This window comes from Micromonospora globosa (assembly GCF_000717585.1).
Classification (GTDB): Bacteria; Actinomycetota; Actinomycetes; order Mycobacteriales; family Micromonosporaceae; genus Micromonospora; species Micromonospora aurantiaca.
Genome location: NZ_JNZR01000001.1, coordinates 607,586 through 628,700 on the forward strand (window position 1 = coordinate 607,586; position 21,115 = coordinate 628,700).

Genomic DNA, 21,115 nt, shown 5'->3' on the forward strand with positions numbered 1-21,115 from the left:
CGTTCGGACGACCTCGAAAACGCGAGCGATCGATATTCTGAAGGATTGTCGCGACGCCGTTCCGCCGTGTTCCCCGGTGACGACCCCGGCGGCGGGTCACCGCGCCGAGGGCTCCGCCGCCACGACCCGGAACACCGGGATGCCCGCGGCGGCCCCTGCGAACTCGGCGAGCGGGGCGTGCCGGTCCACCGGCACGTGCGCCCGTGCGCCCGGGGCGAGCGCCAGGTGACGGCGCAGGATCGGTGGCCGCTGCGCCACCGGCACCTCGACCAGCCGCACCGGCTCGCGGCGGCGGCGACGCAGCACCACCCGCCCACCCGCGGCGCGCACGTTCGCCACCCAGTTGGCCCGCTCGCCCAGCATCGACACGACGTAACGCTCGCCGTCGTGGTCGGCGACGACGATCGGCACCGAGACGGTCCGGCCGGTGCGACGGCCCGGCACCTCCATGGTCACCCAGTGCCGCGGGGCGAGGCCGGCGCCGTACTGCCAGGCCGACAGCGCGTTCATCATCCGGGCCAGCCGGTTCGGCCGGCCGCCCCGGTACATCCACGTCATGACTCCGCCCATCGGACCCCTCCTTCCTCCGTGACCGGCGCTCAGGCGCTCTCCCGGGTGACCAGCGTCGACGGGAACGCGGTGCTCGGGGCGACCGGCGCGCGCGTCAGCACGGCCGTGGCCGCAGCGGCAGCGATCCGGTCGACCGGGTGGGTCGCGGTGGTCAGCGGCGGGCTGCTGATCGCCGCGTACGGCAGGTCGTCGAACCCGGCCACCGCCACGTCGTGCGGCACCCGCACACCGCGCCCGCGCAGCGCGGCGATCACGCCGAACGCGGTGGCGTCGCTGGCCGCGTAGACCGCGTCGGCGTCCGGCCACCGGCGCAGCGCCTCCAGCGCCGCCCGGCCGCCCCGTGCCGTGGTGAAGTCGCCGGTGACCAGCCGCTCCGGCGACCCCGACTCCCGCATCAGCTCCCGGTACGTGGTGACCGAACGCTCGGCGCAGCTCAGCCAGCGCGGCCCGGTGACCATGACGATGCGGCGCCGGCCGGTGGCGTACAGATGACGCAGCACCTCGCCCGCGCCACCGGCGTTGTCGACGTCGAACGACGGCACCGTCGCCGAGCCCTGGCCGATCGAGGCGACGCGGCCGCGCAGCCTCGGCGGCACCGCGTCCAGCGCCGCCTGGGTCGTGTTGACCAGGATCACCCCGCAGACGCCCCGGTCGGTGCCGAGCCGGGTCAGCCCCGACGGGTCGGCCAGCGGCAGCCACTCCAGGGCCACGCCGACGCCGTGCGGCGCGCACACCCGCGACGCCGCGCTCACCACCCGGTGCACGTACGGGTCGTCCAGCACCGTGTCGTCGCGGCCCACCACCGCCACCACCAGGCGTACGCCTGCTCCGCGCACCAGCGCCCGGGCCGCGAGGTCCGGCACGTAGTCGAGGCGCTCGGCGGCGGCCCGCACCCGGGCGCGGGCGTCCGTCGAGGTGAACCCGTAGCCGCCGAGCACCCGGGAGGCGGTGGCCCGGGACACCCCGGCGTCGCGGGCCACGTCGTCGAGCGTGGCGGGGCGTGTGGTCGGCGTTCCCATGTCCGCATCATGCCTGCTCGGGCGTGGATGAGCTAAGCCATAACGGCGCTTGTGGTGGTAGCGCTCTCAGGTGTGCGATTGTCGTCGGGACCAGCCGGGGGAAGGGACTACCGCACCGTGAGCAGCACCATCGACGCGCCGGCCGGGAAGCGGCCACCGGCGCCCCGGGCGGTGCTGACCGCCCGCAACGGCGTCGCCGTCGTCTTCGCCCTCAACGGGCTCGCGGTGGCGAGCTGGTTCTCCCGGGTTCCGGCGGCCCGCGAGGCGCTCGACCTCAGCCCGAGCCGGCTCGGACTGCTGCTGCTCTGCGTGTCGGCGGGTTCGCTGCTGGCCATGCCGACCGCCGGCCTGGTCGCCCAGCGGCTCGGGCCCGCGCGCACGGTGGCCGTATCGGTGGTGCTCGTCACGCTCGGCCTGACCGGGGCCGGTCTCGCCGCCAGCCTGGCCGGATCGGTCGTCGGGGTCGGGTTCGGGCTCGCCGCGTTCGGCTTCGGCTCCGGCCTGTGCGACGTGGCGATGAACGTCGAGGGCGCCGCGGTGGAGAAGCGCCTCGGCCGCACGATCCTTCCCCGCTTCCACGCCGCCTGGAGCCTCGGCTCGGTGGCCGGGGCCGGGCTGGGCGCCGGCGCCGCCCGGCTGGACGTACCCGTCGGGGTGCACCTGCCGGTCCTGTCCGTGCTGGTCCTGGTCGGCACGCTGCTCGGCGCCCGGGCGTTCCTCGCCGCACCTGCCGAGGCGGCCGGCGACGGGCAGCCGGCGGCCCGGCGGCGGGCGCTGCTGGCCGCCTGGCGCGAGCCCCGCACGCTGCTGGTCGGGCTGTTGGTGCTGGTCATGGCGTTCACCGAGGGCAGCGCCAACGACTGGCTCGCGGTGGCGTTCGTGGACGGGTACGGGGTCGACGAGGCCGTCGGCGCCGCCGTGTTCGGCGTGTTCGTGGTGGGCATGACGCTCGGCCGCACCGTCGGCACCGTCGCCATCGACAGGTGGGGGCGGGTGCCGGTGCTGTACGCGACCATCGCGACGGCGTCCGCCGGCGCGGCGCTCGCCGTGCTGGCCGGGTCCGGCCCGCTCGCCGTGGTCGGCGTCGCGCTGTGGGGACTCGGCGCCTCGCTCGGCTTCCCGGTCGGGATGAGCGCCGCCGCCGACGACGAGGACAAGGCCCCGGCCCGGGTGAGCGTGGTGGCGGTGATCGGTTACACCGCCTTCCTGGCCGGGCCGCCGCTGCTCGGCTTCCTCGGCGACCACTTCGGGGTGCTGTCCGCGCTCGGCGTGGTGCCGCTGCTCCTGCTGCCCACGCTCGCGCTGGTGCCGGTGCTGCGGGAGCGTCCCGCCGCGCCGGACGCGCAGGCCGGTGCCCCGGCGGCGAAGGTCGGCTGAGCCGGTCCAGCCGACTCCCACCGCGCTCCCAGCCGCCTGCCAGGCGGGCGTGCTGCACTGGAGCGAACGCGAGGAGAGGAGGCGGGCATGGGCTGGTTCAGCCGCCGGGCCGCCGACCCGACGACGCCCACGAAGCTCGACCGCGAGGCGACCAAGGAGGACCTGGCGCAGCTGGAGGCGTTCGTCACCAGCCGGCGCGGGGTCGAGTTCTACCTGGAACCGGAGACCACGGCCACCGACACCACAGTCGTCGCCATCGCGGACGACGGCGAGTGGATCCGCCGCCGTACCGGCTCGCCCCGCGTCGCCGGCCGGATCGCCCAGAAGCACGCGGTGCCGCTGTACGAGGCGGCCCGCACCGGCTACCCGGAGCGGATGCGGGCGTGGAACCGGGCCCACCCGGAGCGCCGGGCCCGCTGACCGGCTGACCGGCGCGGTCAGCCGCTCAGCGCGGTGACGAGGACGTAGCCGAGGAACGCCGCGCCGAGGCCCGCGACCACGCTGAGCGCCACATTCGCGTACGCGAGGTGGCGCTTCCCGGTGCGGGCCAGGCGCAGCGTCTCGTAGCTGAGCGTGGACCAGGTGGTCAGCGCGCCGCAGAAGCCGGTGCCGGCCAGCGCTGTCACGCCCGGTCCGACGGGCGCCGCGAGCAGGCCGCCGAGCAGCAGCGACCCGGCCACGTTGACGGTCAGCGTGCCCCACGGGAACGGTGAGCCGTGCCGGGCCTGCACCGCCCGGTCGGTCAGGTAGCGCAGCGGCGCGCCGATAGCGGCGCCGAGCGCGATCAGCAGGACTGTCACTGTGGCCTCCCGTCCCGGGCGGTCACCGTCGGCTCCCGTCGCGGGCGGCCAGCAGCCGGGCGGTCACCGTGTCCCCGGCGGCGACCGCCGCCAGCGCGCCGAGCACAGTCGCGGCCAGGTAGACGCCCGCCGTGCCGGCCGCGCCGTCGGTCAGCAGCCGCTGCGCGTCGACCGCGTACGCGGAGAACGTGGTGAACCCGCCGAGTACGCCGACGCCGAGGAACGGGCGGGTCAGCGGGTGGGCCGGGCGGGCGGCGAGCACCGCCATCAGCACGCCGATGAGCAGGCACCCGGTGACGTTGACGGCGAACGTGGCCCACGGGAACTCGCCGGGCTGGTGCGGCACCGCCGCCTGGGCGCCCGCCCGTGCGAGCGCGCCGGACACGCCACCGGCGGCGATCACGCCGAGCACGGCCGCCGGGTGCGCGGACAGTTCCGTCCGGTCCGCCGGTACGCGCAGATCGACGTCCGGGTCGACGCGGGGATCGGACACAACACCTCCCACCAGCACCCGCGAGCATAACCCTGCCCCCGCGCCCGGCCCTCGGCTCTCCGCGATCTTGCAGGTTCCGCCCCGGCGGACCGGACATTCGCGGCATCCGAGGGGCGGCAAGTGCAAGATCGCGGGGGAGAGAGCGGGGGAGGGGGAGGCGGGCGTACGGTGGGCGGCAGCGCCCGGCGCGCGGCGTCCGGGGCCCGTCGTGCCAGGAGGTCACCGTGGAGGAGCGCACGCCCCGTCCGGACGAGCTGGATCCCGTCGAGCGGATCGGTGTCGACGAGCTGCGCGCGCTGCAACTGGACCGGCTGCGGCACTCGCTGCGGCACGCGTACGACAACGTGCCCCACTACCGGCGCGCGTTCGACGCCCTCGGCGCCCACCCCGGCGACCTGCGTGAGCTGGCCGACCTGGCCCGCTTCCCGTTCACCGCGAAGGCGGAGCTGCGCGAGAACTACCCGTTCGGCATGTTCGCGGTGCCCCGCGAGCGTGTCGCCCGGCTGCACGCCTCCTCCGGCACCACCGGCCGTCCCACAGTGGTCGGCTACACCCGCGCCGACCTGGACACCTGGGCGAAGCTCATGGCCCGCTCGATCCGGGCTGCCGGGGGCCGCCGCGGCGACCGGGTGCACGTCGCGTACGGCTACGGGCTGTTCACCGGCGGTCTCGGCGCGCACTACGGCGCCGAGGAACTGGGCTGCACGGTCGTCCCGGTGTCCGGCGGCATGACCGAGCGCCAGGTCATGCTGATCCGTGACCTGGAGCCGGAGGTCATCATGGTGACCCCCAGCTACATGCTCGCCATCGTGGACGAGATGGAACGCCAGGGCGTCGACCCGCGCGCCACCTCGCTGCGTGTCGGTGTCTTCGGCGCCGAGCCGTGGACCGAGGACATGCGCCGCGAGCTGGAGCAGCGCCTGGACATGCACGCGCTCGACATCTACGGCCTGTCCGAGGTGATGGGCCCGGGTGTGGCGGTCGAGTGCGTGGAGACCAAGGACGGCCTGCACCTGTGGGAGGACCACTTCTATCCGGAGATCATCGACCCGGTCACCGGGGAGGTGCTGCCCGACGGGGAGCGGGGTGAGCTGGTGCTGACCTCGCTGACCAAGGAGGCCATGCCGGTGGTCCGCTACCGCACCCGCGACCTGACCCGGCTGCTGCCCGGCACCGCCCGCCCGATGCGGCGGATCGAGAAGATCACCGGGCGTACCGACGACATGATGATCGTCCGGGGGGTGAACGTCTTCCCGACCCAGATCGAGGAGCTGATCCTGCGTACCCCGGCCCTGTCGCCGCACTTCCAGTGCGTGCTCGACCGTCGGGGCCGGCTCGACACGCTCACCGTGCACGTGGAGCGACGCGCGGGCGCCGCCGCCGACGAGGCCGAGCGGGCCGGCGCGACGCTGGTCGAGCAGGTCAAGAACACCATCGGGGTGTCAGTGGCGGTACGGGTGATCGAGCCGGACGGGGTGGAACGCTCGATGGGCAAGATGCGCCGCATCGTCGACCAGCGGCGGGAGTCCTGAGATGAGCGGTGACGGCGGCCGCACGGCGGCGCACGACATGTTCGACGCCGACGTGGCGTCTAAGGGGCTCGGCATCGAACTCGTCTCGGCCGGCGACGGCGCGGCGGTCGCTCGGATGCGGGTCACCCCGTCGATGCTCAACGGGCACGCGATCGGGCACGGCGGCTTCGTGTTCCTGCTCGCCGACACCGCGTTCGCGCTGGCGTGCAACAGTCACGGCCCGGCCACGGTGGCGGCCGGCGGCGAGATCAGCTTCCTGCGCCCGGTACGCGAGGGCGACCTGCTGGAGGCGTACGCCACCGAGCGGGTCCGGCACGGCCGCAGCGGGATCTACGACGTGAGCGTGCGACGCGGGGACGAGGTGGTGGCCGAGTTCCGGGGCCGCAGCCGCACCATCGCCCGCGACTGATCGCCGGCCCGCCGGCCCGCGCCCGCACACCTGCGTGCCGGGTGACGTCCGGGCCGGAGTGGCCCCGTGCCCGCTCCGACCCGGACGTCATGCGGCCAGCCCGAGCGCCTGCCCGCCGGACCCGGTTCTTCGCCGGTTCCGGCCCACCCGCCCGGGCGGACCGGTCCGCCGCTCCTGCCGTGCCGGGACCGCTGGTGACGGATCGGTCCGCTGACCGGGCCACGCCGTGACCGCGGACGCCGGGCCGTTCCGCCACCGGGACCACTCCGCGGCATCCGCGACGGTCCCCGTCGCGCCGCCCGTCGCCGGTCCGGCGCGCACCGGCTGCCCCGGCCGTGCGGGCACCGCCCGGAGCGCGCCGGACCGGCCCGGCTGCCCGGGCACCGGACACAGCGCGTCGGACCCGTCCGGCCGGTCCGGCGGGACGGGCGCCGGTCGGGCCCCTCCACCCGACCGGCGCGACCGTCCCGCCCCGAGCGGGCAGACCTCCCGCTCGCCGGCGCCCCGGGACGGGACGCCGGTTCCCGCTGCCGGCACACGGCCGGCAGCGGTGTCCTTCGCGGCGCGCAGGCGGCGGGCGAAGTCCGCGCGTACCGCACGGGACAGCCGCATCGCGGCCACCCGCGCCACCAGCGCGTCAACCGCCCAGCCGTCCGTAGTGACCCGGCGGATCAGCCCAGCGGCGGCCAGGGCCCGCAGCACCGGCTCGGCCCGGCCGGCGGGCCAGCCGAGCATCGCCTCCACCGAGGCGGCCACGACCGGGCCACTCCGGGCGGCGCCGGCCAGCAGCACCGCCCGGTGCGTACCGTCGAGCCGGTCCAGCCGGGCGTCCACCAGGCGGCGCGCGGCGGCCGGTACGCCACCCGGCTCGCCGGCCGGGTCCGCGGACGCGTACGCGGTCGCGACCGCCGGACTGCCGCCGACCAGCGCGACCAGCCGCGCGGCGAGCGCGGCCGGCCGCCCGGCCCGGTCGAGCAGGTGCCGCAGCAGGCGCCCGGTGTCCAGCGGGCCCAGCGGCTCCACCGGGATCCGCCGCGCCGGGGTGGGCAGCGGGTCGGCCGAGCCGGAGCCGCACGTGGTGACCACCGCCAGGGGAAGTCCCCGCTCACCCGCGGCCACGTGGAGCTGGTGCAGGAACCGGCGCAGCGCCGGGGCGGCCCGGTCCAGGTCGTCCACCGCGACCACCACCGGTGCGTCGGCGGCCAGGCCGAGCAGCGCCTCGCGGCAGGCGACCACGGCGCGGGCCGCCACCGTGTCGTCGTCCGGCGCGGCGAGGAACGCCGCGAGCGCGCCGCTGCCCGGGCCGTCCGCGACGGGGCCGTCCGCGACCGAGCCGTCCGGCCGGGGACGGACCAGGTCGGCCAGCGGCGCCAGTTCCCCGCACGGGTACGGCGGGCAGGCCGTCACCCGCCGGCGCACCGGCACACCGTCCACGTGCGACACGGCGCGGGTCACCTCGTGCAGCAGCCGGCTGCGGCCGCTGCCCGGCGGCCCGACCAGCGAGATCCACCGGGGACGGCGCTCGCGCAGTGCCCGGGTCACCTCGTCGGCCGCGCCGGCCAGTTCCCGGCGGCGGCCCACCAGCGGGACGCGGTGCCGGGCCGGTCTGCTCCCGGCCGCCCCGGTCACCCGCCACACATCCAGCGGCAGGGCCTTGCCGGCCAGCGTCAGGGTGGCGAGTGGACGCTGTTCGACCAGCCCCGCCACCGCGGTGCGGGTGACCGGGCAGACCACGACCCCGCCGGGCGGCGCGTGCTCCTGGAGGCGGGCCGCCGTGGTGATCACCGCGCCGCTGGCCGCGCCGTGGCCGCCGTCGTGGACCCCGGCCAGGTCCAGCAGCACCTCGCCGGTCGCCACGCCGACCCGCACGCGCAGCCGGATGCCGGCCGGTCGCCGCCGCTCCAGCGCGGCCTGGATGTCCAGCCCGGCCCGCACCGCCCGGTACGCGTCGAGACCGTCCGATCCGGACGTGCCGAACAGCGCCATCACCGCGTCGCCGACGTACTTCTCCACCACGCCCCGCCAGCGGCGCAGCACCGAGGCGACGGTGCCGAAGTAGGCGCGCTGCAACGCGCGTACGTCCTCCGGGTCGAGCCGCTCGACCAGACGGGTCGAGCCGACGATGTCGACGAAGAGGACGGTGACGGTACGTCGTTCCTCGGGCACCGGCCGGCACGCCGCGATGACGGCTTCCCGACTCCCTGCGGGCGTGGTGATCAACATCGCACCCACCCTTTCCCGATCGTGGTGCCCGACGACCTCAGCAGACTTTCACCACCGGGTTGTCGGGGGATCTGTAGGACGACGTATGTCGGGCACCCGCAACCATTAGTCGTGTAGTCGACGCGAGAGGTACGAGTCCGGCCCCGAGGCCGTAGAACGGTGCGGGGACCTGTGACTAGGCTGCGTCCCATGGCCAGCGACGTGGACACGGCACCGCTCGTCGGCCGTACCGGGACCATGGCGACGCTGCGGTCGGCGCTCTTCGACGACCTACGGCCCGGGCAGACCGGCGCGGTGTTCCTCACCGGAGAGAGCGGGGTGGGCAAGACCCGCCTGCTGACCGAGGTCGGAGAGCAACTGCGGCAGACCGGCGCCCTGGTGCTCACCGGCACCTGCCTCGACATCGGAGACGCCTCGCCGCTGCACCCGGTACGGCAGGCGCTGCGCCGGCTCGACGCCGAGCAGGCGCAGGCGCGCACCACGTCGGCGATCCGCGGGGTGTTGCAGGTCTTCGACGAGGAGACCCCCGGCCCGGACGGCGCCGGCGCGCTGCTGGAACGCGTCGCCCAGGGCCTGCACGTGGTGGCCGGCGGACGGCCGCTGGTGCTCGTCCTCGACGATCTGCAGTGGGTCGACCGCAGCACCCGGCAGCTCCTGCTCTACCTGCTGGCCGGCCTCGGCGACCTCCAGCTCTCCGTGCTGGCCGCGATCCGGGCCGAGTCGCTGCGCGGCGCGCACCCGCTGCGCCGGGTGCTCACCGAGCTGCGCCGGCTGCGCTCGGTGCGGGTGATCGACCTGCTGCCGCTGGACCGATCCGCCACCGACGAACTGGCCGCCGCCGTGGTCGGCGCGCCGCTGCCGCCCGAGGCCGCCGACCAGCTCTGGCAGCGCAGCGGCGGCAACCCGTTCGTGGTGGAGGAACTGGCCCGCGACCGGCGCGACGGCCGCGACGGCCTCTCCGACACGCTGCGCGAGGTGTTCCTCGACCGGGTCGACGCGCTGCCCCAGCCGGCGCACGCGGTGGTGCACGCGGTGGCGGTCGGCGTCGAGCCGGTCGAGCACTGGCTGCTGGCCCAGGTGGTGCGGCTGCCCGAGGAGGAACTGCTCGACGCCGTCCGCGAGGCGGTCGCACACCGCCTGCTGGTCGGCGCCGACGACGGCTACCGGCTGCGGCACCGGCTGGTCGCCGAGGTCCTGGCCCACGAACTGCTGCCAGCCGAGCGGGCCGCACTGCACCGCCGCTACGCCGAGGCGCTCACCGCCGTACCGGCCGAGCTGCACCAGGCCCGGCTGGCCCACCACTGGCGGCACGCGGGCGAGCCGGCCCGGGCGCTGCCCGCGGCGATGGCGGCCGCCCGCGAGGCGGAACGACTGCACGGGTACGCCGAGGCGCACCGCCACTGGTCCGCCGCGCTGACCCTGGCCACCGAGCCGGCCTCCGTCCCGCCCGACGGGGCACGGCCCGAGCCGGTCGAGGTGGACCGGGCCGAGCTGCTCAGCCACGCCGCCGAGGCCGCGCACCACAGCGGGGAGCACGCCCGCGCCCTGACGCTGCTGGAGGAGCTGGCCGACGACCCGTCCGGCCCGCCGGTCTGCGCGCTGCGCATCCGCCGGGCCCGCTACCTGGCCGCAGCCGGCCGGTCGGCACCCGCCGAGCAGGAGTACTGGCGGGTGCTGGACTCGCCCGACTGCACGCCGCAGGAGCGGTGCACGGCCGCCGCCCGGCTGGCCGAGCTGTTGCTGCACCTGGGCCGCTACGCCGAGGCCGGCGACCAGGCCCGGGAGGCCCTCGCGCTCGCCGCCGACGTTCCCGGCACCACCTCCGAGGTGGTGATGGCCAGCGCCGCGCTCGGGTTCAGCGAGGCGTTCCTGGAGGATCCGGCTGCCGGGCTGGCGGTGATGCGCCAGGCGCTGGAGACCGCCGAGCGGTCCGGCCGTCCGGAGGACGTGGCCTGCGCGTACCTGCACCTGGCCGAGCTGCTCACCGGGCCGCTGAACATCCTCGAGGAGGGGGTGGTGGTGGCCCGGCGGGGCGCCGACCGGGTCGCCGAGCTGGGGCTCGGCCGCACCTGGGAGACCCGGCTGCTGGCGGTGGCGACGAACGGGCTGTTCCGGGTGGGGCAGTGGGCCGAGGCGGAGAAGGTCGTCGCGGCCGCGCTGCGGCACCGCCCGTCCGGGGCCGACGCGGTCGAGCTGCTGCTGGCGCGGTGCCGGCTCTCCGTCGGGTACGGCGACGTCGAGGCGTCCGACCGCGACCTGGAGGCGGTGGCGACGGTGCTGGCCGGCGGCGGCGCCCGGCACGTGCTGCCGATGCTCATCCTGCGGGCCGGCCTGGCCATGTGGCAGGGCCGGCACGACCTGGCCCGGCAGGCGGTGCAGCGGGGCCTGACCGAGAGCCGCTCCGACGACGTGATCGTGCTGGCCACACTGGCCTGGCACGGGCTGCGCGCGGAGGCCGAGGCGGCGGCCAGCCGCACGATCGAGGTGGACCCGAACGCGGTACGCCGGCTGCGCGAGGTGGTCGACCGGGTGACCGGCAAGAGCGCGAAGGCGGGCGCACCGGTGCGGTACGTCGCCGAGGGCTTCCTGGCGCTCTGCGACGCCGAGCTGAGCCGGCTCGACGACGGCCGCGGCGACCCGGCGCTGTGGGAGCGTTCCGCGCTCGAGTGGGACCGGCGCAACCACCCCTACCCGGCCGCGTACTCCCGGTTGCGGCAGGCCGAGGCGCTGCTGGCCCGCCGCAGCCGGGTGGCCACCGCCGGCAAGCTGCTGCACCGGGCGTACGCGATGGCCCAGTCGCTCGGCGCGGTGCCGCTGACCGCGGAGATCCGTACCATCGCCTCGCGGGCCCGGGTGGCACTGGACGCCGCGCCGGACCCCGCTCCGGTGCCCCGGCAGCGGGCGGCGGCGCCCGCCGGGCCGGCGGTGGACGAGCTGGCGACGCTCACCGCGCGGGAGCGTGAGGTGCTCGCCGCCGTCGCCGAGGGACTGACCAACCGGGAGATCGGGCAGCGGCTGTTCATCAGCGAGCGGACCATCGGCGTCCACGTCTCGCACATCTTCGACAAGCTCCAGGTACGCACGCGGGTGCAGGCCAGCGCCATCTTCCTGCGCAACGGCGCGGAGTAGGCGTACGTCGGCAATACGTCGTTCGACGGATCCGCGGTGTGGACGGCGGCTGGCAGGCTGTGCCGCGGAACAGGGGTGGTGGCGTCGTGGGGGCGCCGGCCGTTGTGGAGGAGAGATGACCGAACCGGTCTGGGGTCCTGTGCACCAGGACATCGTCGGCTTGCTCGCCGACCACCCCGCCGACGTGCCGGCGGTCGTGGACCATCTGACCAAGTTGCAGGATCTGCTGGTCCGGCTGCCGCCGCTGGAGGAGAGCTGCCCGCTCGCCGACTTCAACAAGCTCTACCTGGTCATCACCAGCACCGTGCTCGACGGCCTGTACGACGACCGGTTCTGCGACCCGGCGTTCCTGGCTCGGCTCGATGTGGAGTTCGCGGCCCGCTACTTCGAGGCGCTGCGGTTCTGGAGCGACTCAAGCCCGAGCACCCCGAAGGCGTGGTCGTGTCTGTTCAAGCGGATGCGCGGCCCGGACGCCCGGCCGTTGCCGTCGGCCGCCGCCGGCGTCAACGCGCACATCAACTACGACCTGCCGTTCGCGCTGGTGACCACGTTCGACAGCCTGGAGTCGGAGCCGATCGACGGCAGCGACCAGCACCGCGACTACCTGGAGATCAACAAGATCTTCGCCGAGCGGATCCCGGAGCTGCGCCGAGGCTACCTGGACAACTGGCAGCTCATGATCGACATGGTCAACGGCGACATCGACGACTGGTACCAGGGCGAACTGGTGGAGTACACCCGGAACGTGGCCTGGCGCAACGCGCAGAAGATCTGGCGCTGCCGGCACGACCCGGACGCCCGCGAGTGTGAGCGGATGCGGCTGGACGACAACGCCGCGCTGCTCGGCCGGCTGCTGCTGTCGCCCCTCGGGGCGTTCCTGCAGTAGCCGGGACGGGGGGTTCCCGCGTCCCGCCGTCCGGGCGCGGGACGCGGGAACGCCGCCCGCGGGTGTCGAGGCCGCCGCACCGGGTACGTCGCCGCCGTGCCGCCAGACGAACCGGCCGGTCCCGGGGCGCTCCCGCCGGGCCCGGTCCGCCGCTTCCCGTTCCGTTTCGACCCGGCGTTCCGGCTGCCGCTGGCGCTGCTCGGGGTACGGCCCGCCACGGCCTGGCTCGACTGGGGCCCGGACGCGCTCGTCGTCCGGTTCGGGCCGTGGCTGCTGCGCACCACGCCGGGCAACGTGACCGGGGCCGAGCTGAGCGGGCCGTACCGCTGGTGGCGGGCGATCGGCCCGCACCTGTCGGCGGCCGACGGCGGGGTGACCTTCGGCGCCAGCGTGGCCGGCGGGCTCTGCCTGCGCTTCGCCGAGCCGGTGCCGGCGCTGGCCCCCGGCCCTTGGCTGAGGCACCCGGCGGTCACCGTCACAGTGGCCGACCCGGCGGCGGTGCGCGACGCGCTGGCCCGCGGACCGGATCTTTGACCGGTTCGGCCGGGCCGCACCCGGGACAACCCCTACCGTCTTCATAGGGACGAAGGGGAGCAGATGGGGCAGGCGGGGGAGCCGGAACAGCCCAGGCGTACGCGGGAGCGGCGCCGGGAGGCGCACGCGGCCGCGGCGGCCCGGGCCGGTCGGCACGGCGACCACGCCGAGCGGGCCGGCCGTGCCGTGCCGGAGCTGCCGGAACGGGTGGCGGCCCCGACGCGGCCGGCGGCACCGGCGGGCCGGCTGCACCGGTGGTTGTTCGCGCACCGGGTCGAGCCGGTCGGACCGGAAATCCGCGAGCACCAGACCCGGTCCCACCCGTGGTGGCAGGTGATGTGCCTGACCGGCGTCGACTACTTCTCCACGCTGTCCTACCTGCCCGGCATCGCCGCCGTGGCGGCCGGCGCGCTCAGCCCGCTGGCCACGTTGCTGATCGTGGCGCTGACGCTGCTCGGGATGCTGCCGATGTACCGCCGGGTGGCCCGGGAGAGCCCGCACGGGCAGGGCTCGGTGGCCATGCTGGAGCGGCTGTTGCCGTTCTGGCGCGGCAAGGTCTTCGTGCTGGTGCTGCTGGGCTTCGTCGCCACCTCGTGGATCATCACGATCACGCTCTCCGCCGCCGACGCCAGCGTGCACCTGCTGGAGAACCCGGTCCTGCCCGCGTCGTTCCGGCACGGCGGCACGGCGGCGGTGCTGGTCACCGTGGCGCTGCTGCTCGTGCTCGGAGGCGTGTTCCTGCTCGGGTTCAGCGAGGCCGTGCAGGTCGCCATCCCGCTGGTGGCGGCGTTCCTGGCGTTGAACGCGGTGGTGGTGGTCGTCGGCGTGGCCGAGGTCGTCGCCGACCCGGGCCTGCTCGGCGACTGGACCGGACGGCTGGCCGGCACCGGCGGACCCGGCGACGTCCTGGCCACGAGCGTCCTCGCGTTCCCGCTGCTGGTGCTCGGCCTGTCCGGGTTCGAGACCGGGGTGAGCATGATGCCGCTGGTGCGCGGCGAGGGAGAGGACGCGCAGCGGCGGCTGGACGCCCGGATCCGCAACACCCGCCGGCTGCTCACCGCCGCCGCGCTGATCATGTCGGTCTACCTGATCGCCACCACATTCGTGACCACCGTGCTGATCCCGCCCGAGGCGTTCGAGCCCGGCGGGCCGGCGAACGGCCGGGCGCTGGCGTTCCTCGCCCACGAGCACCTCGGCGAGGCGTTCGGCACCGTCTACGACATCAGCAGCGTGCTCATCCTCTGGTTCGCCGGCGCGTCGGCGATGGCCGGGCTGATCAACATCGTGCCCCGCTACCTGCCGTCGTACGGCATGGCGCCGGAGTGGGGGCGGGCGGTGCGCCCGGTGGTGCTGGTCTACACCGCGATCAGCATCGCCATCACGATCGCCTTCTCCGCCGACGTGAACGCCCAGGCCGGCGCGTACGCCACGGGCATCCTCGCGATGATGGTCTCCGGCGCGATAGCGGTGACCATCGCGGCGCTGCGCGCCCGCAGCCGTGCCGCCGCGGCCGGGTTCGCGCTGCTCACCGCCGTGCTGCTGTACGCGCTGGTGGAGAACGTGGTGGCCAAGCCCGACGGCATCACCATCTCCGGGTTCTTCATCGCCGGGATCGTCGCGGTGTCGCTGATCTCCCGGGTCACCCGGACCACCGAGCTGCGCGCCGAGCGGATCGAGTTCGACGAGCCGGCCCGCCGCTTCGTCGACGAGTCGGTGGCCCGGGACGGGCGGCTGCACCTGATCGCCAACAAGCGGCAGAGCGGGTCGGTGAAGGAGTACCGGGTCAAGGAACGGGCGCAACGGTCGATGAACCCGGTGCCGGGCGCCGCCGACGTGCTGTTCCTGGAGATCGACGTGAGCGACCCGTCCCAGTTCAGCCAGGTGCTGCGGGTGCACGGGGTGGAGTCCGGCGGCTACCGGATCCTGCGTACCAGCAGCCCGGCCGCGCCGAACGCGATAGCCGCGATCCTGCTGGCGTTGCGGGACGCGACGGGGGTGCGCCCGCACTGCCACTTCGAGTGGTCCGAGGGGAACCCGATCGCGCACCTGCTGCGCTACCTCATCCTCGGCCGGGGCGACACCCCGCCGGTGGTACGGGAGATCATCCGCAAGTCCGAGCCGGACCCGACCCGCCGCCCCGGCATCCACGTCGGCGGCTGAGGTGCGCGGGCCGGCCGAGCGCGGGGGGAGCGCGGAGCGCTAGCCGAGCGCGCGGACGCGGGCGAGCAGGTCGCGGGCGCAGAAGTCCAGGAAGCCGTCCGGGTCCGGCCCGGCGTTCTGGAGCACGATGTGGTCGAAGCCGGCCTCGACGTACGTGCGCGCCTTCTCCACGTGCGGAGCGGCGTCCGGGCCGACGGAGAACTGCTGCCGGATGTGGTGGTCCTCGACCCAGGCGGTGGCGGCGTCGAAGTTCACCGGGTTGGGCAGCTCGCTCATCACCTTCCAGCCGGTGATCGCCCAGCGGCTGGTCTCCCGGGCCGCACGGACCGCCGACTCCTCGTCGGTGGCCCAGGCCATCGGCACCTCGGCGTAGCGCGGGCCCTGGCCGCCGGCGTTGCGGTACTGGTCGACGATCGACGACTTCGGCTCGGTGGCGAACAGGCCGGTGCCCAGCTCGGCCGCGAGACCGGCCGACTCCCGGCCGCTCGCGGCCACGGCGATCACCGGCGGCTGCTCGGGCAGGTCCCAGATCCGGGCGTCCTCCAGTTGGAGATGCCGGCCGCCGTACGAGCGGTAGCCACCCTGCCAGAGCAGCCGGATGATCTCCAGCGCCTCGCGCAGCCGCTCGTGCCGCCCCCGGACACTGGGGAAGCCCTGCCCGACGACGTGTTCGTTGAGCCGCTCGCCGGCACCCACCCCGAGCGTGAACCGCCCGTCGGAGATCAGCGCCATGGTGGCGGCGGCCTGCGCGACGATCGCCGGGTGGTAGCGGACCGACGGGCAGGTGACGCCGGTGGCGAGGCCGATGCGGGTGGTGCGGGCGGCGATCGCGCCGAGCGCGCTCCAGGTGAAGCAGGAGTGCCCCTGCACCTCCAGCCAGGGGTGGTAGTGGTCGCTCATCTCGACGAAGTCGAAACCGGCCTCCTCGGCCCGGACCGCCTGCCGGATGAGTTCCTGGGGCCCGAACGCCTCCGAGGCGAGCTTGTAGCCGATCCGCATGCCCGGTTCTCCGTTCCGTCGTCGGCGAACCGCTGCCGTTCCCACCGGTTCCGGCGGCAAACCAGGCGAAACCCAGCCTCCTAGGACGCCCCAGGGGTGGTGACGGTCCGCGCCGCGGGCACGGAACGGCCCGCGCTCGCCGGGCGGGCGCGGGCCGGAAGGGGAGTACGGGGGTGGCCCGCCTACTTCGACGGCTCGGGGAGCTTGCAGTCCACCTTCGGGTTGGCGCCGATGTAGTTCAGCGGGCCGGCCACGATCGTGACCAGGATCGTGCCCGCCTCCGCACAGTTGGTTTCGTCGTTGCCGTAGTAGCCGCGCTGACCGGCGGCGATGGCGCCGATGATGAGCCAGATGACGACCAGGACGCCGACTATCGAGGTGCCGCGCATCAGTTGCCTCCACTGGGGTCGTGGTGGATTCGAGGTGGAGGCCTTGTACCCCGTGCGGGTGATCCGCCAAACGGCGCACAGGTACCGGCACGGCCGATTCCGATTACCTCAGTGCGGTGGCATCGGCTCCTCCGGCGGGCGGCCCCGGCTGCGGCGGTAGTCGGCGCAAGCGACCCCGGCCAGCACCAGCATCGCCCCGGCGGAGGCGTAGACCGGGGCGAGGAACAACCCGGCCGGGGCGATCGTGAGCAGTGCCAGTATCCCGCCGGGCCGGGACGCCGACACCCGGCTGAACACCTCGTACTCGAAGGCGCCCCGGCCGATCAGGAACAGCGCCGGCCCGCCGAGGATCACCGCCAGCCAGGCCGGCGGCGTGTGGCCGGTCGGCTCCAGCAGGACCAGGTCGAAGCCCGCCGCGGTGGTCACCACTCCGGCCACCATCAGCAGATGGGTGTACGGCGCGGTGTTGAGGAACCGGCTCGGCTGAGCCGCCCGGGCGATGGCGTGCGGCAGCAGCTCACCGGACTTGTGCACGTAGATGCGCCAGAGCAGCAGCGTGGTGGCGAACGCGGTGGCGAACGCGGCCAGGTTCTCCACCTCGGAGTGGTGCAGGCTGAACACGGTGCCGGCGACCAGCACGGCGTCGCCGAGCGCGATGATGAAGAACTGCTGGTACCGCTCGGACAGGTGCTCGGCGGTCACGTTGCGCTGGGACTCCGGCACCGCGCCCAGACCCGGCACCGGGTACGCCAGACGGAACCCCAGGTAGTCGATGGCCAGGGCGCCGGCCCAGAACCACAACCGGGCGGTGCCGTGCGCGGCCAGCGCGCCGACCAGCCAGGGCACCGCCGACACGGCGAACCAGGCGAAGATGCGCAGGGCCCGGCGGTTGCTCTGCGGGTGCCGCCGTACGGCGGGCATGAGGAACAGGCCGCGTCCGAGATGGATCGCCACGTACGTGCCGGCGAACACCAGCCCCCGGGTGCCGAACGCCTCCGGGATGGCGGTGGTCATCAGCAGCGCGCCGAACATCACCGCCACGATCAGCAGCTTGATCTCGGTGCGCTGCGGGTCGTAGATGTCGGTGACCAGCGTGGTGATCGCCCAGGTCCACCAGATCGCCATCAGCATGACCAGGGACTCGGCGGCCCGTTCCCAGGACACGGAGCTGATCAGGTTGCGCGAGATCAACGCGAGCGCGACCACGTAGACCAGGTCGAAGAAGAGTTCGAGCAGCGTGACCCGGCGCGGCGCCTCCGGATCGCGGACCGGCGGTCGCCGGCCGGCGGGCTCCGGCGCTGCGGTGGGCACGAGATGCTCCTGCGGGTGGCGGTACGCGCGGCGGGCCGTCCCGGCCCTTCACCGACCGTAGTCATGCCCGCCCGCACGCGGTCACTTTTCCGGCATACCGGCCCGGGCGGGGGTGATGGAGGTGGCGATGTCACCACGTCGGGTGCTGGTGCTGGTGCTGGTGGAGCGGCCGCCAGTTCGGGGTTGTGGCGGGGTCGGCGGGGTGCTGATGCGACCACCTCGGCGTACTGGCGGGGCGGGCCGCGAGGTCGGGGAGGTGACGGGGTGGGGAAAGGCACCGGGCCGGTGGCGACCATCGTCACCACCGGCCCGGAATGTGGAGGACTGTCTACTCGGCGCTCGCCGGCAGCACCCGGTCGACGTCGGCGGAAGCACCCGCCAGCACCTTGGCCTGCTGCGGCCAGGTGGCCAGCCCGGGCGCCGCGCGCAGCCCGGCGGCCTTCACGGTCTGCCGCAGCGCGGCCTCGTCCAGCTCGGCGAGCTGCCGGTAGGTGCGGATCCCGGCGTCCTGGAGGGCGGCGGCCAGCTTCGGCCCGATGCCCTGGATCCGCCGGAAGTCGTCCGCCGCGTCCCCGGCCGCGTCCGCCGGCACGTCGTTCTCGACCGAGGCCCGCGGCGCGGGCACCACGGCCGGCACGGCGGGGACGGGCTCGGCGGTCTCCACCGGCTCGGCGGTCTCGGCCGTCGCGGCGGCGTCGACCGGCGAGGGCACCGCCTCGGCATCGGCCGACGACGTCGTCGCCGGCACCTCCGGCTCGTCGGCGGGCGTCGACTGCGCCGGAACGGCGACGGGGGCGCGCTCCGGCTCCGCCGCGAAGGGCTCCGACTCGGCGACGAGCGCCGGAGAAGCGGCCGGCTCGTCCACATCGGTGGAGGCCGGGGCGGCGGGCTCGTCCGCAGCGACCGACGCGGAGGACGGCACCGGCTCGTCCGCCGGACGGTCCACGGCGACCGGCTCGGCCTCGGCCACTGGCGCCGCAACCGGCTCGGCGGGGGACGCCACCGGCTCGGCGGCGACCGGCTCAGACGCGGCGGGCTCGGACACGGCGGGCTCGGACACGGCCGGCGAGGACACCGGCTCGGCGACGACCGACGACGCCTCCGGCTCGTCTGCGGTACGGGCGGCGGTGGCGACGGCCGGCTCGGTGGTCGCCGTCTCGGTGGGCGCGGGCTGCTCGGCCACCGTGGCGGTCGCCGGGGGCTCGTCGACCACAGCGACCGGGCGCGGCTCGTCGACGGTGGCGGTCACCTCGGGTGCGGTCTCCACCGTGGGCGTCGCCGGGGCGCCGGACCGGCGACGGCCGACGACCACCCAGCCGACGCCGAATCCGATGAGCAGGGCCAGTATCACGAACAGCCACTGCCCGAAGCTCGACGGCATGGCCAACCTCCTTCTATGTACGTGCACGACGGTGGCGAAAGACTCGGGGCAGCTTCGCACACGCGCGCGGCGCACGACAGGCAGCCCGGGGCCGGGCCACGACGGTGGGACCGGCGGTGTCGGCCGGTGGCCGCAGCATGACCGAGCGTGTGCCGGAGGCCGGTATCGAGCGGCCTCGCGGAGCAGGGAGACGCCCCGGAACCTGGGTGCCGTGCGTGGTTCCGGGGCGCCCCGTCCGTCGCCCGTGGCCGGTCAGTGGATCCGGTCGGGCGCAGGCACGTCGGCGGCGTCCCAGCTGTAGAAGCAGCCGGCCACGGCGTCGCGGGGGGAGTGCCAGGTCGGCAGGTACGGGGAGGTGTGCGCGGAGAGCCGCTTGTTCACCTGCTCGTAGAGCGGGTTGTCGCGCAGTTCCGCGGTCAGCCCGGGGGCGACGTCGACGGTCTCCATCAGATGGACGCACAGGTCGTGCAGGTAGTACAGCGACCGGTGCCGAACGCCGGTGAGGTGGGGGAGTTCGGTGGCGTCGGCCTCGGCGAAGATCTGCGCCACCCGTCCCTGTGCGCCCGGCACGATCCGGCTGACCACCAACAGTCGACTCATCGTGACCCCTCTCGCCGCCGCGGTGCTGGGTTCACGGTGCCGGTCGCGCTGTCACCTCGCCGTCACCGCGTACCCCGGGGCTTTGATGGTGGTGGCGACGGCGAGGTGGGGGCGCGCGGCGCCGGTTTCGCGGTCCGGTCCGTGCGGCGCGGCGGCTGCGGGTCCGGGCGGGTGGCCCGGCGGATCGGCGCCAGGGTGTCGTCGAGCAGCGCGGTCATCGCCGGGGACGGTTCCAGGCGCAGTTCGCGCAGGAGCAGATCGCGGTAGACGTAGAAGGAGTGGACCGCCTCGAACGCGTTGCCCTCGGCCAGGTGGATGCGGACCACCAGGCGGTGCGGGGTCTCCCGCAGCGGTTCGGCGGCCATCGCCTCCAGCGCCGCCTCCAGCGCCTCGCCGTGCCGCCCGGCGGTGAGGTGGTTGCCGGCGAGTTCCTCCAGCATGTGCAGGCGCAGCTGGCGCAGCCGTTCGCGTTCCAGCAGCACCCAGTCGTCGTACCAGCCGGGGAGCAGGTCGTGGCGTCCGGCGCCGGCGGCGCCGCGCGGGACGGCGCCCTCGCGGACCAGCGCCGCGGTCTCCACCAGGTCGTCAACGTCGAGGCGGACGGTCGGTCCGAGCCGGACGGTGTCGCCGTCGGTGCGCAGCGGGCAGCACGGATCCTGCCGCAGCCGCCACAGCGCGGTCCGCAGCGACGACAGCGCCCGCTCCTCAGGCGTCTCGGGCCACAGCAGCCCGGCGAGGTGGCTGCGGGTCGCGGCCGGGCGCAGGCCGATCAGGGCGATGACGCGCTGCAACCCCCGGGGTACGACCACGGGGGTGTCGTCGTGCAGCAGCTGGAAGCCGCCCAGCAGGTGCAGTGACACCCGTGGGGCGGGTTCGCCCGCCGTCGGCATTCTCGATCCACCCGACACGGCGCACCCCCCAGCACCGGAACCCTCGTCCCGACCGTTTCGCGTTGCCCGGACCGCCGCCGCGACGCCGGTGTCGGAACGCCTCCGCCACGGCGGGAAGCTCCACCGTGGCCGGGCTGACCGAGACGCAGAATATCAACGCCTGTTACTCTCAGTCAACGGTCGGTCGGTCACCTGACTGTCCGTAGTGGGCTCGGTAATACGCCTGTGATCTGCGAAGAAGTGTCGTCAACCGGAAACCGGAAAGCGATCTTCCCATAGCTCACGCACAGCTTGCGTCAACGCAGCGTCACCATGTTTGTGGCGCGATGGGGCCCGGTTGACGCCCGGTAGACGCCGCCGGCGCGACCGTGTGGCAATCCGTGCGGCGCGACCGGTTCGCCGCGCACCGGGAC

General features: G+C 74.9%; 19 protein-coding genes. 8 read left to right on the forward strand and 11 right to left on the reverse strand.

Translation table 11 applies throughout. The features are described 5' to 3' along the window. Nucleotides 1–96: 96 nt before the first annotated feature. Nucleotides 97–570: a nitroreductase/quinone reductase family protein gene (locus IF06_RS0102430; RefSeq protein WP_013286673.1), complete on the reverse strand. Its 474-nt coding sequence runs from the start codon at nucleotides 568–570 to the stop codon at nucleotides 97–99. Between the two features lie 29 nt (nucleotides 571–599). Then, nucleotides 600–1,589: a LacI family DNA-binding transcriptional regulator gene (locus IF06_RS0102435; RefSeq protein WP_013286672.1), complete on the reverse strand. Its 990-nt coding sequence runs from the start codon at nucleotides 1,587–1,589 to the stop codon at nucleotides 600–602. Between the two features lie 117 nt (nucleotides 1,590–1,706). Between IF06_RS0102435 and IF06_RS0102440 the strand changes: the two genes are divergently transcribed. Continuing rightward, entirely contained in the window at nucleotides 1,707–2,966 is a 1,260-nt protein-coding gene (locus IF06_RS0102440; protein WP_013286671.1) for an MFS transporter, read from the forward strand. Between the two features lie 87 nt (nucleotides 2,967–3,053). Further along, nucleotides 3,054–3,386, forward strand: coding sequence for a hypothetical protein (locus IF06_RS0102445; RefSeq protein WP_013286670.1), 333 nt, complete (start codon nucleotides 3,054–3,056; stop codon nucleotides 3,384–3,386). 17 nt (nucleotides 3,387–3,403) lie between these two features. Here IF06_RS0102445 and IF06_RS0102450 read toward each other — a convergent pair whose 3' ends face one another. Together IF06_RS0102450 and IF06_RS0102455 are read right to left on the reverse strand one after the other, a co-directional pair. Continuing rightward, nucleotides 3,404–3,766, reverse strand: a complete 363-nt coding sequence (locus IF06_RS0102450) for a fluoride efflux transporter FluC (RefSeq protein ID WP_013286669.1) — start codon at nucleotides 3,764–3,766, stop codon at nucleotides 3,404–3,406. Between the two features lie 22 nt (nucleotides 3,767–3,788). Beyond that, a complete protein-coding gene (locus tag IF06_RS0102455; RefSeq protein WP_036310115.1) occupies nucleotides 3,789–4,259 on the reverse strand; it encodes a FluC/FEX family fluoride channel in 471 nt (156 codons plus the stop codon). Nucleotides 4,260–4,483: 224 nt separating this feature from the next. Here IF06_RS0102455 and paaK point away from each other — a divergent pair, with 224 nt between their 5' ends. After that, nucleotides 4,484–5,791: a phenylacetate--CoA ligase PaaK gene (gene paaK, locus IF06_RS0102460; protein WP_013476549.1), complete on the forward strand. Its 1,308-nt coding sequence runs from the start codon at nucleotides 4,484–4,486 to the stop codon at nucleotides 5,789–5,791. A gap of 1 nt (nucleotide 5,792) precedes the next feature. Then, nucleotides 5,793–6,200: a hydroxyphenylacetyl-CoA thioesterase PaaI gene (gene paaI / locus IF06_RS0102465; protein WP_013286666.1), complete on the forward strand. Its 408-nt coding sequence runs from the start codon at nucleotides 5,793–5,795 to the stop codon at nucleotides 6,198–6,200. 87 nt (nucleotides 6,201–6,287) lie between these two features. Here the strand turns inward: paaI and IF06_RS0102470 are convergent, their stop codons facing one another. Continuing rightward, on the reverse strand, nucleotides 6,288–8,423 hold the full coding sequence (locus IF06_RS0102470) for an adenylate/guanylate cyclase domain-containing protein (RefSeq protein WP_030268659.1): 2,136 nt from the start codon (nucleotides 8,421–8,423) through the stop codon (nucleotides 6,288–6,290). 189 nt (nucleotides 8,424–8,612) lie between these two features. Between IF06_RS0102470 and IF06_RS0102475 the strand changes: the two genes are divergently transcribed. From IF06_RS0102475 to IF06_RS0102490, 4 genes are all read left to right on the forward strand, one after another. Then, entirely contained in the window at nucleotides 8,613–11,552 is a 2,940-nt protein-coding gene (locus tag IF06_RS0102475; RefSeq protein ID WP_030268661.1) for a helix-turn-helix transcriptional regulator, read from the forward strand. A 115-nt stretch (nucleotides 11,553–11,667) separates the two neighbouring features. Beyond that, nucleotides 11,668–12,438: a DUF5995 family protein gene (locus IF06_RS0102480; protein ID WP_013476553.1), complete on the forward strand. Its 771-nt coding sequence runs from the start codon at nucleotides 11,668–11,670 to the stop codon at nucleotides 12,436–12,438. 96 nt (nucleotides 12,439–12,534) lie between these two features. Beyond that, nucleotides 12,535–12,972, forward strand: a complete 438-nt coding sequence (locus IF06_RS0102485; RefSeq protein WP_013476554.1) for a hypothetical protein — start codon at nucleotides 12,535–12,537, stop codon at nucleotides 12,970–12,972. Nucleotides 12,973–13,035: 63 nt separating this feature from the next. After that, nucleotides 13,036–15,132 carry a hypothetical protein gene (locus IF06_RS0102490; RefSeq protein ID WP_036310118.1) on the forward strand — a complete coding sequence of 699 codons (2,097 nt, stop codon included), beginning with the start codon at nucleotides 13,036–13,038 and terminating at the stop codon, nucleotides 15,130–15,132. A gap of 39 nt (nucleotides 15,133–15,171) precedes the next feature. Here IF06_RS0102490 and IF06_RS0102495 read toward each other — a convergent pair whose 3' ends face one another. The 6 genes from IF06_RS0102495 to IF06_RS0102520 all read right to left on the reverse strand — a co-directional run bounded on the left by IF06_RS0102495 (nucleotide 15,172) and on the right by IF06_RS0102520 (nucleotide 20,720). Further along, nucleotides 15,172–16,131 carry a TIGR03557 family F420-dependent LLM class oxidoreductase gene (locus tag IF06_RS0102495; RefSeq protein ID WP_013286660.1) on the reverse strand — a complete coding sequence of 320 codons (960 nt, stop codon included), beginning with the start codon at nucleotides 16,129–16,131 and terminating at the stop codon, nucleotides 15,172–15,174. A gap of 182 nt (nucleotides 16,132–16,313) precedes the next feature. Further along, nucleotides 16,314–16,520 (reverse strand): hypothetical protein, encoded by a 207-nt coding sequence (locus IF06_RS0102500; protein ID WP_013286658.1) that lies wholly within the window; start codon nucleotides 16,518–16,520, stop codon nucleotides 16,314–16,316. Between the two features lie 108 nt (nucleotides 16,521–16,628). Then, nucleotides 16,629–17,831, reverse strand: a complete 1,203-nt coding sequence (locus IF06_RS0102505; protein ID WP_030268666.1) for a low temperature requirement protein A — start codon at nucleotides 17,829–17,831, stop codon at nucleotides 16,629–16,631. Between the two features lie 328 nt (nucleotides 17,832–18,159). Continuing rightward, nucleotides 18,160–19,212 carry a helix-hairpin-helix domain-containing protein gene (locus IF06_RS0102510; RefSeq protein ID WP_030268668.1) on the reverse strand — a complete coding sequence of 351 codons (1,053 nt, stop codon included), beginning with the start codon at nucleotides 19,210–19,212 and terminating at the stop codon, nucleotides 18,160–18,162. Nucleotides 19,213–19,464: 252 nt separating this feature from the next. Further along, on the reverse strand, nucleotides 19,465–19,812 hold the full coding sequence (locus IF06_RS0102515; protein ID WP_013286655.1) for a TcmI family type II polyketide cyclase: 348 nt from the start codon (nucleotides 19,810–19,812) through the stop codon (nucleotides 19,465–19,467). A gap of 62 nt (nucleotides 19,813–19,874) precedes the next feature. Beyond that, complete coding sequence (locus IF06_RS0102520) at nucleotides 19,875–20,720, reverse strand: AfsR/SARP family transcriptional regulator (protein ID WP_052166117.1); 846 nt, start codon at nucleotides 20,718–20,720, stop codon at nucleotides 19,875–19,877. Between the last annotated feature and the right edge of the window lie 395 nt (nucleotides 20,721–21,115).